Raw genomic sequence first — 12,392 nt, forward strand, 5'->3', positions numbered from 1 at the left:
TGGGGAGGGTTACTTGGACTCGGCGTCCGCGGCCGCCTCGGCGTCCGCCTCACCCTCGGCGATGATCTCGGCGGAGTCGGCCTTGGCCTCGGCCAGGTCGGCGTCGGCGGCCTTCTCGGTCTCGGCGCTCTCCTGGAGCTCGGTGCTCTCCTCGGTGGCAGCGGCCTCACCGGTCGACTGCTGGAGGAGCTCCTGCTCCCACTCGGCGAGCGGCTCGGCCGGCTCGGAGCCCTCCTCGGGCTTCTGGTGACGCTGGATGAGGCCCTCGGCCGCCGCGTCGGCGACGATGCGGGTCAGCAGCGTGACGGAGCGGATGGCGTCGTCGTTGCCCGGGATCGGGTACTGGACCTCGTCCGGGTCGCAGTTCGTGTCGAGGATGCCGATGACCGGGATGCCCAGCTTCTTGGCCTCGTCGATCGCGAGGTGCTCCTTCTTGGTGTCGACCACCCACAGCGCGCTCGGGGTCTTCGACAGGTTGCGGATGCCGCCGAGCGACTTGTGCAGCTTGTCGAGCTCGCGCTTCTTGATCAGCAGCTCCTTCTTGGTGAAGCCGCTGGTGGTGCCCTCGAAGTCGAGCTCCTCGAGCTCCTTCATGCGGGCGAGGCGCTTGGACACGGTCTGGAAGTTGGTCAGCAGACCGCCCAGCCAGCGCTGGTTGACGTAGGGCTGGCCGACGCGGGTCGCCTGCTCGGCGATCGCCTGCTGCGCCTGCTTCTTGGTGCCGACGAAGAGGATAGTGCCGCCGTGGGCGACCGTCTCGCGCACGAAGTCGTACGTCTTGTCGATGTACGCGAGCGACTGCTGCAGGTCGATGATGTAGCTGCCCGAGCGCTCGGTGAGGATGAAGCGCTTCATCTTCGGGTTCCAGCGGCGGGTCTGGTGCCCGAAGTGGACGCCGCTGTCGAGCAGCTGGCGCATGGTGACGACGGCCATTGCCGTTCTCCTTTTGGTTGCGGTTGTCTCTGCGGCGGCCGGCGGCCGCCACACCTGGTGCCCCGCGCGCATCCGCTCCCCCTTCGACCGCACGGCGCGGGGCCGTGCTGTTCGGAGAGGAGACCGGTGGATGCGCGTGCCGCCCGGGCGGGTGAACCGCTGAGGGCGTTTGGGCACGCGTAGTCACTCCGACGAGCGGAGTGCTTGCAACATCCTAGCAGGAAAGGGCGTCAGGCGGACTCGCCGCCGGAGCGCACCTGCGGCCCGCGCGAACGGCCGCCCGCGTTCTTGAACAGCGTCTCCGCCTGCTCCAGCGCCATCCCGTTCGTCTCCGGGATCTTGAAGAAGACGAAGAAGAACGACAGCGCCGCGAAGACGGCGTACATGCCGTAGGTGAACGGGAGCGAGAAGTCCGCCATCGGCGGGAACGAGATCGTCACCAGGAAGTTCGCGATCCACTGCGCCGCGGCGGCCACGCCGAGCGCCTTCCCGCGGATCCGGCTCGGGAAGATCTCGCCGAGCAGCACCCACACCAGCGGCCCCCACGACGCGCCGAAGCAGACGACGAAGATGTTGGCGGCGACCAGCGCGATCGGGCCCCAGGGCTCCGGAAGGGTGACCGCACCGTTCTCCTTGACCGCGAACGCGAACGACAGCGCCATCACGCCGAGCGACAGCGCCATCCCGACGGAGCCGGTGAGGAGGATCGGGCGGCGTCCGACGCGGTCGACGAGGAGGATCGCGACGATGGTGACGACGACGTTGGTGACCGAGGTGATGACGGTGATGAGGAGGGAGTTCTGCTCGGTGAACCCGACGGCGCGCCACAGGGTCGTCGAGTAGTAGAAGATCACGTTGATGCCGACGAACTGCTGGAAGACGGACAGGATGATGCCGATCCAGACGATGGGCTTGAGCCCGAGCCGGTTGCCGGCGAGGGTGGCCTTCGCCCCCTCCTTGTCCTCCTTGATCGCGTTCTCGATGTCGCCGATCTGCCGGTCGACATCGCTCTCGGGCACCAGGGTCGCGAAGATGCGCCGCGCCTCGTCGCGCCGGCCGCTCGCCAGGAGGTAGCGCGGCGACTCCGGCAAGGTGAGGGCGAGCACGCCGTAGACGACCGACGGGATGACGCCGACCAGGAACATCCACCGCCAGGCCTCCAGGCCGAGCCAGAGCTCCTTGGACGCCGACCCGGCGATCCCGGCGAGGAGCGCATCCGAGAGCAGCGCCACGAAGATACCGATGGTGATCGCCAGCTGCTGCAGCGATGCCAGCCGACCGCGCGACTGGCGCGGCGAGATCTCCGCGATGTACGCGGGCGCGACGACGGAGGCGATGCCGATGCCGAGACCGCCGATCACCCGCCAGAAGCCGAGGTCCCAAGCTGAGAACGCGAGCCCGGCGCCGATGGAGCTGGCCAGGAACAGGATCGCGCCGACCAGCATGACCCGCAGCCGCCCCCACCGGTCGGCGAGGCGTCCGGCGATGAACGCTCCGACGGCGCAGCCGAGCAGGGCGATGGCGACGATGAAGCCGGTGACGAAGGCGTTGAGGGCGAAGTTGTGCTGGATCGAGTCGACAGCGCCGTTGATGACGGAGGAGTCGAACCCGAACAGGAAGCCGCCGACCGCCGCCGCGAGGGCGAGCCCGACGACCTTGCGTCGCATCGCCGCCGTCGGGCGGTGTGCGGTGTCGTCGTCGGTCGTGGTGCGCGCGGTGCTTCGTTGTTCTGACATGTCATCCCTTTTCGGTTGTGCTCGCCTCGCTGCCCGCGTCGGCCGGCGGCGAGGGCGAACAACACGGTACGCCGGGAAGCCGGTGGGGAGAACCGTCGGGTTTCCGCCGACGTGCTCACAGGACGGCCGCGGGTGGAGTTGTGCACAGATCCCGTCGGGAGCGGGGTGCGCGGCGGGCTGCGCCACGAGGCTGGGGACGCCGGTCGGTCCGGCAGAGGGGATGGTGGAGGTCGGGATGGTGCGGGTGGAGCGGGTGGGGCGCGCGGCGCGTGCGGTGGTGGCCGTGGCCTGGATGGCGGCGGGTGCGATCCTGCCGTCGCTGGACGGAGCCGGATCAGCCGGGGTCGGAGTCGGCCCTGGAAGCGTAGTCGGATCGGCCCGGGTCGGATCGGCCGGAGTCGGCGCTGGATCGGCCGGCGTCGGATCGGCCGGAGTCGGAGTCGGCGCTGGAGGCGCGGCCGGCGCCGGGGGCAGAGCCGGCGCCGCTGAGGCGCGGCCGTACCCGTCGGCGGCGGAGGCCCGCGCGGGGTCATGGCAGTGGCCCGTGCCGTCGCACCGCCCGGTGGCGGCGTATGCCGCTCCGCCGACCCGGTACGCGGCGGGGCACCGCGGCATAGACCTCGCTGCCGCACCGGGCCTGCCGGTCGCTGCGCCGGCGGATGCGGTCGTGCGCTTCGCCGGGGTGGTCGTGGACCGTCCCGTCGTGACCCTCGATCACGGCGGAGGCGTCCTGTCCAGCTTCGAGCCGGTCCTGGCCGGTCCGTCCGTGGGTTCCTCTGTCGGCCGGGGAGCCGTCATCGGGACGATGGCGTCCGGTGGTCACTGCGCGGACGCGTGCCTCCACGTGGGCGTGCGGATCGACGGGGAGTACGTCTCCCCGCTCCGGTTCTTCGACCGCGTCCCGCGCGCCGTGCTCCTGCCGCTGGGGCCGACGCGGTGAGGGTCGGCCGGTGCTTCAGGCGCGGGGGTGCGCGATCCGGTAGGCCTCCTTGAGCCGCTCGGAGGAGACATGCGTGTAGATCTGGGTCGTCCCGAGGCTGGCGTGCCCGAGGATCTCCTGCACGGCGCGGAGGTCGGCTCCTCCGTCGAGCAGGTGTGTGGCCGCCGTGTGTCGCAGGGCGTGCGGCCCGGACGGCCCTCCGCCGGGGAGGTCGGCGAGCAGCCCCGCGACGAGCTGGTAGACCGCCCGGCTGCCGATGCGCCCGCCCCGGGCGCCGAGGAACAGCGCCGGACCGGACGCCGCCGTCGCCAAAATGGGCCTGCCCGCCGTAATCCAGCGTCCGATGGCCCGCAGCGCGGGAACCCCGAACGGCACCACGCGCTCCTTCGACCCCTTGCCGACCACCCGCAGGGTCAGCCGGTCCAAGTCGACGTCGTCCACGTCGAGACCGGTCAGCTCGGACACTCGGATCCCGGCGGCGTAGAGCACCTCGATCAGGGCGACATCCCGGAGCGAGCCGGGCTCGCCGTTCTCCGCCCGCTTCGCCAGCCCGGCGATCATCGCGTCCATCTGCTCGCGCGTGATCACTCGAGGCAGCGTCTTGTCCGCTTTGGGCGCCCGCAATCGGGCGGCGGCGTCGACGATCCTCGAACCGTAGCCGTCCGCATCGACGGACGCGCCCCGGTCGGGTTCGCCCGCGGCAGACCCGCCATCGGCGGGCCCGCCCCCGGCAGACCCTCCACCGGCATCCCCTCCACTGGCAGACCCGCCCCCGGCAGACCCGCCGCCGGCGGTCTCCGCGGAGGCGGCTCCGCGAGGCCCGCTCAGTGCGTCTCCGGGTGCGGTGCCGGCCGACGCCGTGCGCGCGAGCCAGGCGCTGAACCCGCGGGCGGACGCCGATCGGCGCGCGAGCGTGGACTTGGCCAGACCGCGCTGCGATCCCTCCCAGAGCCAGTCCCGATAGAGATCGAGGGTCAGGCCGGCGGGCGATGCGACGCCGCGCGTCCCGGCGAACTCCGCCAGCGCCGTGAGGTCTGAACGGTACGCCCGGATCGTCTGCGGCGAGTATCCGCGCTCCACGCGCAGGTGTCGCTCGTAGGCGTCGATCGAGGCGTTCAGGTTCACCCCTCAAGCATCGCGCGGCGGCGCTCGCGAGCGCCGGAGCGACGCGCGACGGGCGACGCGACGCCTCCCGGCGGTGCGGCCCATCAGCGCGACGCCTCTCGCCGCTGGTCGCCGACCAGGACCCAGCCTTCGCCCGACTCCCGAGCTCTCCCGGAAAGATCCATGCGCCCGAGCACCGCGGCGACCGTCGAGAACGGGAGTCCCGCGCGTGCCGCGACCTCGTCGGCGCTCGCCGCACGCGACCGTGACAGGTGGGCGACGACCCGGTACTCGGGACTCGCCGCGTCCGGCACCCCGCCGCCCGGGTCGGCGCCGTCCGGCGGTGGCGCGCCGCCGCCGAGCGGATCGGCCAGCTCGGCCATCTCCTCGACGGTCGTGACGCAGGTGGCCGCGTACTCCCGGATCAGCCGGTGCGTCCCTGCCGACGCCGGTGACAGGACGCTGCCGGGGACCGCGCCGAGAGGTCGCGCCATCTGGGCGGCATGCCCGGCCGTGTTGAGCGAGCCGGAACGATGTCCGGCCTCCACCACCACCGTGGCGGTCGCGGCCGCTGCGATGAGCCTGTTCCGCATCAGGAAGCGCCACCGGGTGGGGGCCGAACCGGGCGGCAGCTCTGAAGCGAGAACACCGGTGGCGGCGATGCGGCGAAGCAACTCGCTGTTGCCTGCCGGGTAGAGCCGGTCGACGCCACCCGCGAGGAAGGCGACGGTCACGCCCCCGCTGACGACCGCGGCGCGGTGGGCTGCTGCGTCGATCCCGTAGGCGCCGCCGGACACGATCGCGAAGCCGCGGTCCGCCAGCCCTGCCGCGCTCTCCCCCGCCACGTGCTCGCCGTACGCCGTGGCCGCCCTGGCCCCGACGAGAGCGATCGAACGGTCCAGCCGCGTCAGCCGGGTCGGGTCGCCTCGGACCCACAGGGCGAGCGGTGCTCCGTGCTCGAGCGCGTCGAAACCCGAGGGCCAGAGCGGTGAGAGCGGCGTCAGGAGCCGCGAATCGATCCTCGCCGCACGCTCGAGGACCCGCTGCGCCTCCGCCAGCGAGAGGCGCGATCGCCAGCGAGAGAGGCATTCGTCGAGACGGCGCTCAGCCCTGTTGTCACGCCGCCCGGATCCGCCTCGGGAGTGCCGTGGCACTGCCGGCTCAGGCCGGTCGGCCGCCCGGAGGCCCCCGAAGGACGGCCCCCAGTCGGCAGGCGGAACGGACGCGTCCGGGCGCTGAGCCGCGTGCGATCCCGGTTCCGGAATGCCGACCGCTCCGATCTGCGGGATCGGTGGGGCGTCCGGCATGGCGGCCGCCCTCGGCAGAGGAGCCGTGCCCGCGGACACCGGCGCGCAGTCCGGCCCGTCGTCCATCCGAGAGGGAATGGGATCGCCGGAGCGCAGGACGTCGTCTGCGCTCCCTCGCAGCACGTCGAGGAGGCGTCGGCCGTCGGACCCGTCGATGACCGCCGAGACGAACGCGACGGGACCGAGAGCCTGCAGGAGGCGTCCCGCTTCCTGATCCCCCGGCTCGATGGCTGTCGAGAGCGCCACGCGCGCGAAGAGCTCTGCGCGGACGTCCGGATCGCCCAGGGAGGGTTCCGCCGAGCCGTCGACCGACGGCACGACCGGTTCGAGGATCCGGGCGAGGGCCTTGTCCGAGATACCGGGGAAGGCTCCCGGAACAGTGCCCGTCGCCGGCCCCGCACCAGCCGAGGCCGGGCCGAACTCACCGTTCGTGCCCGCTCGGAGCGGCGCGATGTGCCGACGGAGGCCGCAGTCGTCGCATGGCGGGGTCATGAGGCGATCCCCCGTCGGAGGAAGAGGGCACGGCCGACGTGGTCGACATCCGGTGACGATGCCTGGTCGAGGTCGGCGAGCGTCCAGGCCAGGCGAAGGGTGCGGTCGTAGCCGCGCATCGTGATCGCGCCGCGTTCGAGGGCGCGATCGAGCGGTGCGATCGCGCGGGAACCCAGGCGATGCTCGCCTGAGCGCAGCCAGCTGCCGGCGACGTCGGCGTTGCGCGACCACTCCGTTCCGCGCAGCCGCTCGGCCGCAACGGCGCGTGCCGCCTCCACACGTGCGCGGAGCATCATGCTGCTGCGGTCGGAGCGCAGGTGAGCAGCGGAACGGATGGCCGCGACCCCGAGCCGCCGAACGGTGAGCCGGATGTCGACGCGGTCCAGGAGCGGCCCGGACATCCGGGCGAAGTAGCGACGCCGGGCCATCGGCGAGCAGGTGCACTCTTCGTCCGCAGATCCGTAATGGCCGCACGGGCACGGATTCGAGGCGAGCACGAGCTGGAAGCGCGCCGGGAAGGAGGCCGCTCCACTCGCCCGGTGGATGGTGATGCTGCCGTTCTCCAACGGTTGGCGGAGTGCGTCGAGCACCGACGGAGGGAACTCCGCCGCTTCGTCGAGGAACAGGACGCCGTGCGTCGCCCGCACGATCGCGCCTGGCGCGATGCGACCGGTCCCCCCTCCCACCAGTGCGGCAGCCGAGGCGGTGTGGTGCGGCGCCTCGAACGGCGGCCGGCGGACGAGGTGCTTGCCGACCCCCGCCCCGGTCAGGGAACGGATGCAGGTGGCCTCCACCGCCTCGGGTCCGCCGAGGTCGGGCAGGATCGTCGGCAGGCGGCGGGCGAGCATCGTCTTGCCCGAGCCGGGCGGTCCGACCATCGACAGGTGATGTCCACCGGCGGCGGCCGCCAGTAGGGCTCCGACGGCCTCGTCGTTGCCTGCGACCTCGGCCATGTCGGGTTCGGAGGTCTTGCGCGCCTCGGGCGCGGGCAGGAGCACGGGCTCCTCCTCCACCGGATCGAGCTCCGCACCGTGCGCGATGGCCGCGGCACGAAGGCCGGTGACACCCCGGATGTCGATCCCGTCGACCAGGGACGCCTCCTCGGCATTGCCCGCGGGGACGAAGACCCGGGCGAACCCCGCGTCCCGCGCGGCGAGCACCGCGGGCAGGATGCCGGAGACCGGCCGCAGCCTGCCGTCGAGCCCGAGCTCGCCGAGGTGGACGGCACTCGCGGCCGACTCCGGCGGGATGGCACCGGCCGCGGACAGCGCCGCGATAGCGATGGCGAGGTCGAACCCGGACCCCTGCTTCGGGAGAGCAGCGGGCGACAGGTTGATCGTGAGCTTCTTCTGGGTCAGCGGGCAGCCGGCATTCACCGCCGCCGCTCCGACGCGCTTGCGGGACTCGCCGAGCGCCGTGTCGGGCAAGCCGATCAGGACGAAGGCGGGAAGACCGGCCGAGATGTCGGCCTCGACTTCGACGACGTGGCCGCGGACCCCGTGGAGGGCGACCGCGAAGGTGCGTGCGAGTGCCATCACACGATCCCGGTCAGGTGCTCGACCAGTGGACGCTCGCTCCACGCGTCGGTCACCGCGACCGCGTCGATGCGCACGTCTGCCGCCGCCGGCGCGTGCTCGCGGCACCAGTGCGCGGCCAGGCGCCGCAGCCGCGCGCTCTTCGCCGACGTGATCGCCTCGAACGGGTGACCGAATTCGAGCGACGAGCGCGTCTTCACCTCCGCGAAGACCAGCGTCCTCCCCTGGCGCAGCACCAGGTCGAGTTCTCCGGTCGGGCACCGCCAGTTGCGGTCGACGACCCGGTAGCCGAGTCCCTCCAGCCAGTCGGCCGCGACCTGTTCGCCGCGCCGGCCCAATTCATCTTTCCGTGCCATGTGAACCTCCGCCACCAGCCTCGTGGAGAGGTGCGGAGGGGGAACGGCGGAGGGAGCGAACGGTGGAGAACTGGTCGGCCGGTCAGCCTGTGGACGGAAGACGCGATCGCGCGAAAGCGAAGGCCGACGCGATCACACGGTCGTCACTCGTCGAGCGCGAGCTCCTTCGGCAGCTCGAACTCCTTCGACGACAGCTCCTCGATGTTGACGTCCTTGAACGTCAGCACCCGCACGGACTTCACGAAGCGGTCGGCACGGTACACGTCCCACACCCAGACGTCGTTCATCGTCAGCTCGAAGTAGAAGTCGTGCTCGGTGTCGCGCCGCACGAACTCCACCTCGTTCGCGAGGTAGAACCGCCGCTCCGTCTCGATCACATACTTGAACTGCGAGACGACGTCCCGGTACTCGCGATACAAAGCCAACTCGACCTCGCGGTCGTAGTCGTCGAACTCGTCTTCATCCATTGTCCGACAAGTCTATGCCGGTTGAGCCGGGAGCGGGCCGGGTGCGCCCCGGCGCTACTCGGACAGTTCGACCAGGGCGGGCTGCTTCAGCCAGGTGAGGCGGTGCAGCGCGCTGGGGCCGAGCTCGGCGATCGCCGCGAAATGCTCCGGCGAGGAGTAGCCCTTGTTGCTCGCCCAGCCGTAGCCGGGATACTCCAGGTCGTGCGCGATCATCATCCGGTCGCGGTGCACCTTGGCGATCACGGATGCGGCCGCCACCGACGCGCAGTCGCGGTCGGCCTTGATGCGGGTCACGACCTTCGCCGGCCGCATGAGGGACGGGTTGAGGTAGTCGTAATTGCCGTCGAGGATGAGCGTGCTGTCGTGCACCGGGGCGTCCTGCTCCTCCAGCTGAGCGAGGGCGCGCGCGCCGGCGAGCCCCAGGCAGCGCATGATCCCCAGAGCGTCGACCTCCTCGGCGCTGGCGAGCCCGACGGCGTGGTGCATCGCCCATCTGCGGCAGAGCGGTTCGAGCGACTCGCGCACCGGCTCCGGCAGCAGCTTGGAGTCGCGCAGTCCTGGCGGGATGCGCTTGACCGCGGTGTCGATGACGACCATCCCGACGGCGACCGGCCCGGCGAGCGCTCCGCGACCGACCTCGTCCACCGCGACGATCGAGGTCACTCCCTCGCGGTACAGGGCCTTCTCGAAACGCAGGGTCGGGGACACCGGGGTCATCATCCGCTCGTCACTCCCTCACGATCCTGCCGACCGTCCCAGGATAAGCGCTCGCGGAGCCGTGAGCCGACCGGAAACGGCAGAACCCCCGATCCGAGGGACCGGGGGTTCTGGAAGGAGGCGCCGAGAATCAGTTCTCGCGCTTCTCCTTGATCTTCGCCTTCTTGCCGCGGAGCTCACGCAGGTAGTAGAGCTTCGCGCGACGCACGTCACCGCGGGTGACGACCTCGATCTTGTCGATGACCGGGGAGTGCACCGGGAAGGTGCGCTCGACGCCGACCTGGAAGCTGACCTTGCGGACCGTGAAGGTCTCGCGGACGCCCTCGCCGGAGCGGCCGATGACCACGCCCTGGAAGACCTGGATACGAGAGCGGCTGCCCTCGATGATGTTCACGTGCACCTTGACGGTGTCGCCGGCGCGGAACGCGGGGATGTCCTGCTTGAGGGACGCGGCGTCCACCTGATCGAGGATGTGCATGGCTGTTCGCTCTCTGTACCCGCCGCAGGTCGGGGACGGACTCGGGGCCGGCTCCAGGCGGAGCGGCCATGATTCGGTAAGTGGGTGTCCGCGAGAAGTGCTGGCTCCCCTGTGGCAGAGCCTGGCCGCGGCACAAGGGTCAATTCTGCCAGACGCGGGGCCTGTTTGCCAAAGCGGACGGCGGTTCAGTCGCGCTCGCGCTGCTCCTCGATGACGATGTACTCGCCGCCGTCGACCGACTCGCCCGGCGCATCCGGCACCTCGCGCGGCTGCGCGGCCCGCTGGTACGCCTCGAAGGTGAGCTGGACGCGGGCCCGCGTCTCGGTCAGCAGCTCCCACAGAGACACCCAGAAGATGGCGGCGAACAGCAGGATGCCGAGCACGGCGAACCAGCCGGTGGCGCCGGGGAGGAAGAAGCCGAACCCGATGATCGAGAGGTGCCAGACAGCGAAGAGCGCCACATCCCACCACGAGACCGCGCGCTGCTCTCGCACACTGCGCCGGGCCATCACGATGCCTCCGACGACCAGCATGGCGACGAACAGGATCGGGCACAGCACGAGGAGGCCGAGGAACGACCAGCCGCTTCCCTGGCTGAAGGCAGCCCAGCCGACGAGCAGCCACGCGGGCAGCACGACGGCGGACGGGAAGAGCCACCAGTAGAACGCCTTGCGGATGATCACGCCTCCAGGGTAGCCGCGGGCGGCTGTGCCGGGGCTGCGGGTTTGCCGCGCCCACCTGACAGACTGGAGTCGTCGTCGATGAGAGGAGCCCGTGTGATCGAGCTGAGGACGCCCGCCGAGATCGAGCAGATGCGCCCCGCCGGGCAATTCGTCGCCGACGTGCTGGCGCAGACCGCGGCCGCCGCGAAAGTGGGCGTGAACCTGCTCGAGCTGGACGCCCTGGCGCACGAGCTCATCCGGCGCCGCGGGGCCGAGTCCTGCTACATCGACTACCACCCCTCGTTCGGAGCGAGCCCGTTCGGGAAGGTGATCTGCACCTCCGTCAACGACGCGGTGCTCCACGGGCTCCCGCACGACTACCGGCTGCAGGACGGCGACCTCCTGACGCTCGACTTCGCGGCGAGCGTCGACGGGTGGGTGGCCGACTCGGCCGTCAGCCTCGTGGTCGGCACGCCCCGGGACCAGGACCTGCGCCTCATCGAGACCACGCGCCGCGCTCTGGCGGCCGGCATCCATGCCGCGCAGCCCGGCGGGAAGGTGGGCGACATCTCGGCCGCGATCGCCGCCGTCGCGCATGCGGAGGGCTACTCCATCAACACGCAGTTCGGCGGTCACGGCGTCGGGCGGACGATGCACGGCGATCCGCACATCCCGAACGACGGCCGCGCCGGTCGCGGCTACCCGCTTCGCCCGGGCCTGGTGATCGCGATCGAACCGTGGTTCCTGGAGACCACCGACGAGATCTACACCGACCCCGATGGCTGGACCCTCCGCAGCGCCGACGGCTCCCGCGGCGCTCACTCCGAGCACACCATCGCCATCACCCCCGACGGCCCTCTCGTCCTCACCGCCCCCTGACCCTCCCTCCCCTCCACGCCAACAGCTCCTGAGTTCTTCGACCCGACACGCCGCCGAGGGGTCGAACAACTCAGGAGCTGTTGGCTTGGGCGCCCGGTTACGGGAGGAGGTCGGGACGGACGGCGCGGGTGCGCGCCAGCTGCTGCTCGTGGCGCCAGGCGTCGACGGCGCCGTGATTGCCGGACAGGAGCACCGGGGGCACCTCCCGGCCACGCCAGACGGCGGGCTTCGTGTAGCTCGGATACTCGAGAAGCCCGTCCTCGTGCGACTCCTCCACCAGGCTCTCCGGGTTGCCGACGACGCCGGGGATGAGCCGCCCGACGGCCTCGATCATCGCCATGGTGGCGACCTCTCCCCCGTTGAGGACGTAGTCGCCGATGCTCATCAGCCGCACCCGGGCGCGCGCGGCCGTGTCGTCGAACACCCGCTGGTCGATGCCCTCGTACCGGCCGCAGCCGAACACGAGGTGCTGCTCCTGCGCCAGCTCGCGCGCCGTGGCCTGGGTGAACACCTCACCGGCCGGCGACGGGAAGATCACCACCGGGTCGGACGCGCCCTCCAGGATGCCGTCGAGCGCCTCCCCCCAGGGCTCCGGCTTCATCACCATGCCCGCTCCCCCGCCGTACGGCGTGTCGTCGACGGTGCGGTGCCGGTCGTGCGTGTGGTCGCGGAGGTCGTGCACGCCGAGCGTGATCAGCCCCGACTGGCGGGCCTTGCCGAGCAGGGAGATGTCGAGCACATCGAAGAAGGTCGGGAAGATCGTGACGATGTCGATGCGCATGGGGA

General features: G+C 71.3%; 13 protein-coding genes. 2 read left to right on the forward strand and 11 right to left on the reverse strand.

The window, feature by feature from the left end:
• Positions 1 to 9: 9 nt before the first annotated feature.
• Positions 10 to 933: a 30S ribosomal protein S2 gene (gene rpsB / locus HNO83_RS10300; RefSeq protein WP_175337433.1), complete on the reverse strand. Its 924-nt coding sequence runs from the start codon at positions 931 to 933 to the stop codon at positions 10 to 12.
• Positions 934 to 1,163: 230 nt separating this feature from the next.
• Positions 1,164 to 2,669, reverse strand: a complete 1,506-nt coding sequence (locus HNO83_RS10305) for a sugar porter family MFS transporter (RefSeq protein WP_175337434.1) — start codon at positions 2,667 to 2,669, stop codon at positions 1,164 to 1,166.
• Between the two features lie 220 nt (positions 2,670 to 2,889).
• Between HNO83_RS10305 and HNO83_RS10310 the strand changes: the two genes are divergently transcribed.
• On the forward strand, positions 2,890 to 3,609 hold the full coding sequence (locus HNO83_RS10310; RefSeq protein ID WP_249776645.1) for a murein hydrolase activator EnvC family protein: 720 nt from the start codon (positions 2,890 to 2,892) through the stop codon (positions 3,607 to 3,609).
• 15 nt (positions 3,610 to 3,624) lie between these two features.
• Here HNO83_RS10310 and HNO83_RS10315 read toward each other — a convergent pair whose 3' ends face one another.
• The 8 genes from HNO83_RS10315 to HNO83_RS10350 all read right to left on the reverse strand — a co-directional run bounded on the left by HNO83_RS10315 (position 3,625) and on the right by HNO83_RS10350 (position 10,748).
• Positions 3,625 to 4,734: a tyrosine recombinase XerC gene (locus tag HNO83_RS10315; RefSeq protein WP_175337435.1), complete on the reverse strand. Its 1,110-nt coding sequence runs from the start codon at positions 4,732 to 4,734 to the stop codon at positions 3,625 to 3,627.
• An 83-nt stretch (positions 4,735 to 4,817) separates the two neighbouring features.
• Positions 4,818 to 6,512 carry a DNA-processing protein DprA gene (gene dprA, locus HNO83_RS20765; RefSeq protein ID WP_349627127.1) on the reverse strand — a complete coding sequence of 565 codons (1,695 nt, stop codon included), beginning with the start codon at positions 6,510 to 6,512 and terminating at the stop codon, positions 4,818 to 4,820.
• Complete coding sequence (locus HNO83_RS10325; RefSeq protein ID WP_175337436.1) at positions 6,509 to 8,047, reverse strand: YifB family Mg chelatase-like AAA ATPase; 1,539 nt, start codon at positions 8,045 to 8,047, stop codon at positions 6,509 to 6,511. Before HNO83_RS10325 ends, dprA begins: the two co-directional genes overlap by 4 nt.
• Positions 8,047 to 8,403 (reverse strand): YraN family protein, encoded by a 357-nt coding sequence (locus HNO83_RS10330; protein WP_175337437.1) that lies wholly within the window; start codon positions 8,401 to 8,403, stop codon positions 8,047 to 8,049. Before HNO83_RS10330 ends, HNO83_RS10325 begins: the two co-directional genes overlap by 1 nt.
• 143 nt (positions 8,404 to 8,546) lie before the next feature.
• Positions 8,547 to 8,870, reverse strand: a complete 324-nt coding sequence (locus HNO83_RS10335) for a DUF2469 family protein (RefSeq protein WP_018190696.1) — start codon at positions 8,868 to 8,870, stop codon at positions 8,547 to 8,549.
• 54 nt (positions 8,871 to 8,924) lie between these two features.
• A complete protein-coding gene (gene rnhB / locus HNO83_RS10340; protein ID WP_249776646.1) occupies positions 8,925 to 9,587 on the reverse strand; it encodes a ribonuclease HII in 663 nt (220 codons plus the stop codon).
• A 130-nt stretch (positions 9,588 to 9,717) separates the two neighbouring features.
• A complete protein-coding gene (gene rplS / locus HNO83_RS10345; RefSeq protein ID WP_175337439.1) occupies positions 9,718 to 10,065 on the reverse strand; it encodes a 50S ribosomal protein L19 in 348 nt (115 codons plus the stop codon).
• Between the two features lie 185 nt (positions 10,066 to 10,250).
• Positions 10,251 to 10,748, reverse strand: a complete 498-nt coding sequence (locus HNO83_RS10350; protein ID WP_175337440.1) for a hypothetical protein — start codon at positions 10,746 to 10,748, stop codon at positions 10,251 to 10,253.
• 93 nt (positions 10,749 to 10,841) lie between these two features.
• On the opposite strand from HNO83_RS10350, the gene map reads away from it, so the two are divergent.
• Positions 10,842 to 11,606 (forward strand): type I methionyl aminopeptidase, encoded by a 765-nt coding sequence (gene map / locus HNO83_RS10355; RefSeq protein ID WP_175337441.1) that lies wholly within the window; start codon positions 10,842 to 10,844, stop codon positions 11,604 to 11,606.
• A gap of 97 nt (positions 11,607 to 11,703) precedes the next feature.
• Here map and trmD read toward each other — a convergent pair whose 3' ends face one another.
• The gene (gene trmD, locus HNO83_RS10360; RefSeq protein ID WP_175337442.1) at positions 11,704 to 12,387 is read right to left on the reverse strand and encodes a tRNA (guanosine(37)-N1)-methyltransferase TrmD; all 684 of its coding nucleotides are present in this window, start codon (positions 12,385 to 12,387) and stop codon (positions 11,704 to 11,706) included.
• Positions 12,388 to 12,392 lie beyond the last annotated feature (5 nt).

It is taken from the genome of Leifsonia sp. C5G2, assembly GCF_013359685.1.
In the GTDB taxonomy this organism is placed as follows: domain Bacteria; phylum Actinomycetota; class Actinomycetes; order Actinomycetales; family Microbacteriaceae; genus Leifsonia.

What these genes read in the sequence shown, in the direction of transcription:
- rplS (WP_175337439.1), bottom strand. Translation starts at nt 10,065, where the DNA reads ATGCACATCCTCGATCAGGTGGACGCCGCGTCCCTCAAGCAGGACATC.
- dprA (WP_349627127.1), bottom strand. Translation starts at nt 6,512, where the DNA reads ATGACCCCGCCATGCGACGACTGCGGCCTCCGTCGGCACATCGCGCCG.
- HNO83_RS10310 (WP_249776645.1), top strand. Translation starts at nt 2,890, where the DNA reads ATGGTGGAGGTCGGGATGGTGCGGGTGGAGCGGGTGGGGCGCGCGGCG.
- rnhB (WP_249776646.1), bottom strand. Translation starts at nt 9,587, where the DNA reads ATGACCCCGGTGTCCCCGACCCTGCGTTTCGAGAAGGCCCTGTACCGC.
- HNO83_RS10330 (WP_175337437.1), bottom strand. Translation starts at nt 8,403, where the DNA reads ATGGCACGGAAAGATGAATTGGGCCGGCGCGGCGAACAGGTCGCGGCC.
- HNO83_RS10305 (WP_175337434.1), bottom strand. Translation starts at nt 2,669, where the DNA reads ATGTCAGAACAACGAAGCACCGCGCGCACCACGACCGACGACGACACC.
- HNO83_RS10325 (WP_175337436.1), bottom strand. Translation starts at nt 8,047, where the DNA reads ATGGCACTCGCACGCACCTTCGCGGTCGCCCTCCACGGGGTCCGCGGC.
- rpsB (WP_175337433.1), bottom strand. Translation starts at nt 933, where the DNA reads ATGGCCGTCGTCACCATGCGCCAGCTGCTCGACAGCGGCGTCCACTTC.
- HNO83_RS10335 (WP_018190696.1), bottom strand. Translation starts at nt 8,870, where the DNA reads ATGGATGAAGACGAGTTCGACGACTACGACCGCGAGGTCGAGTTGGCT.
- trmD (WP_175337442.1), bottom strand. Translation starts at nt 12,387, where the DNA reads ATGCGCATCGACATCGTCACGATCTTCCCGACCTTCTTCGATGTGCTC.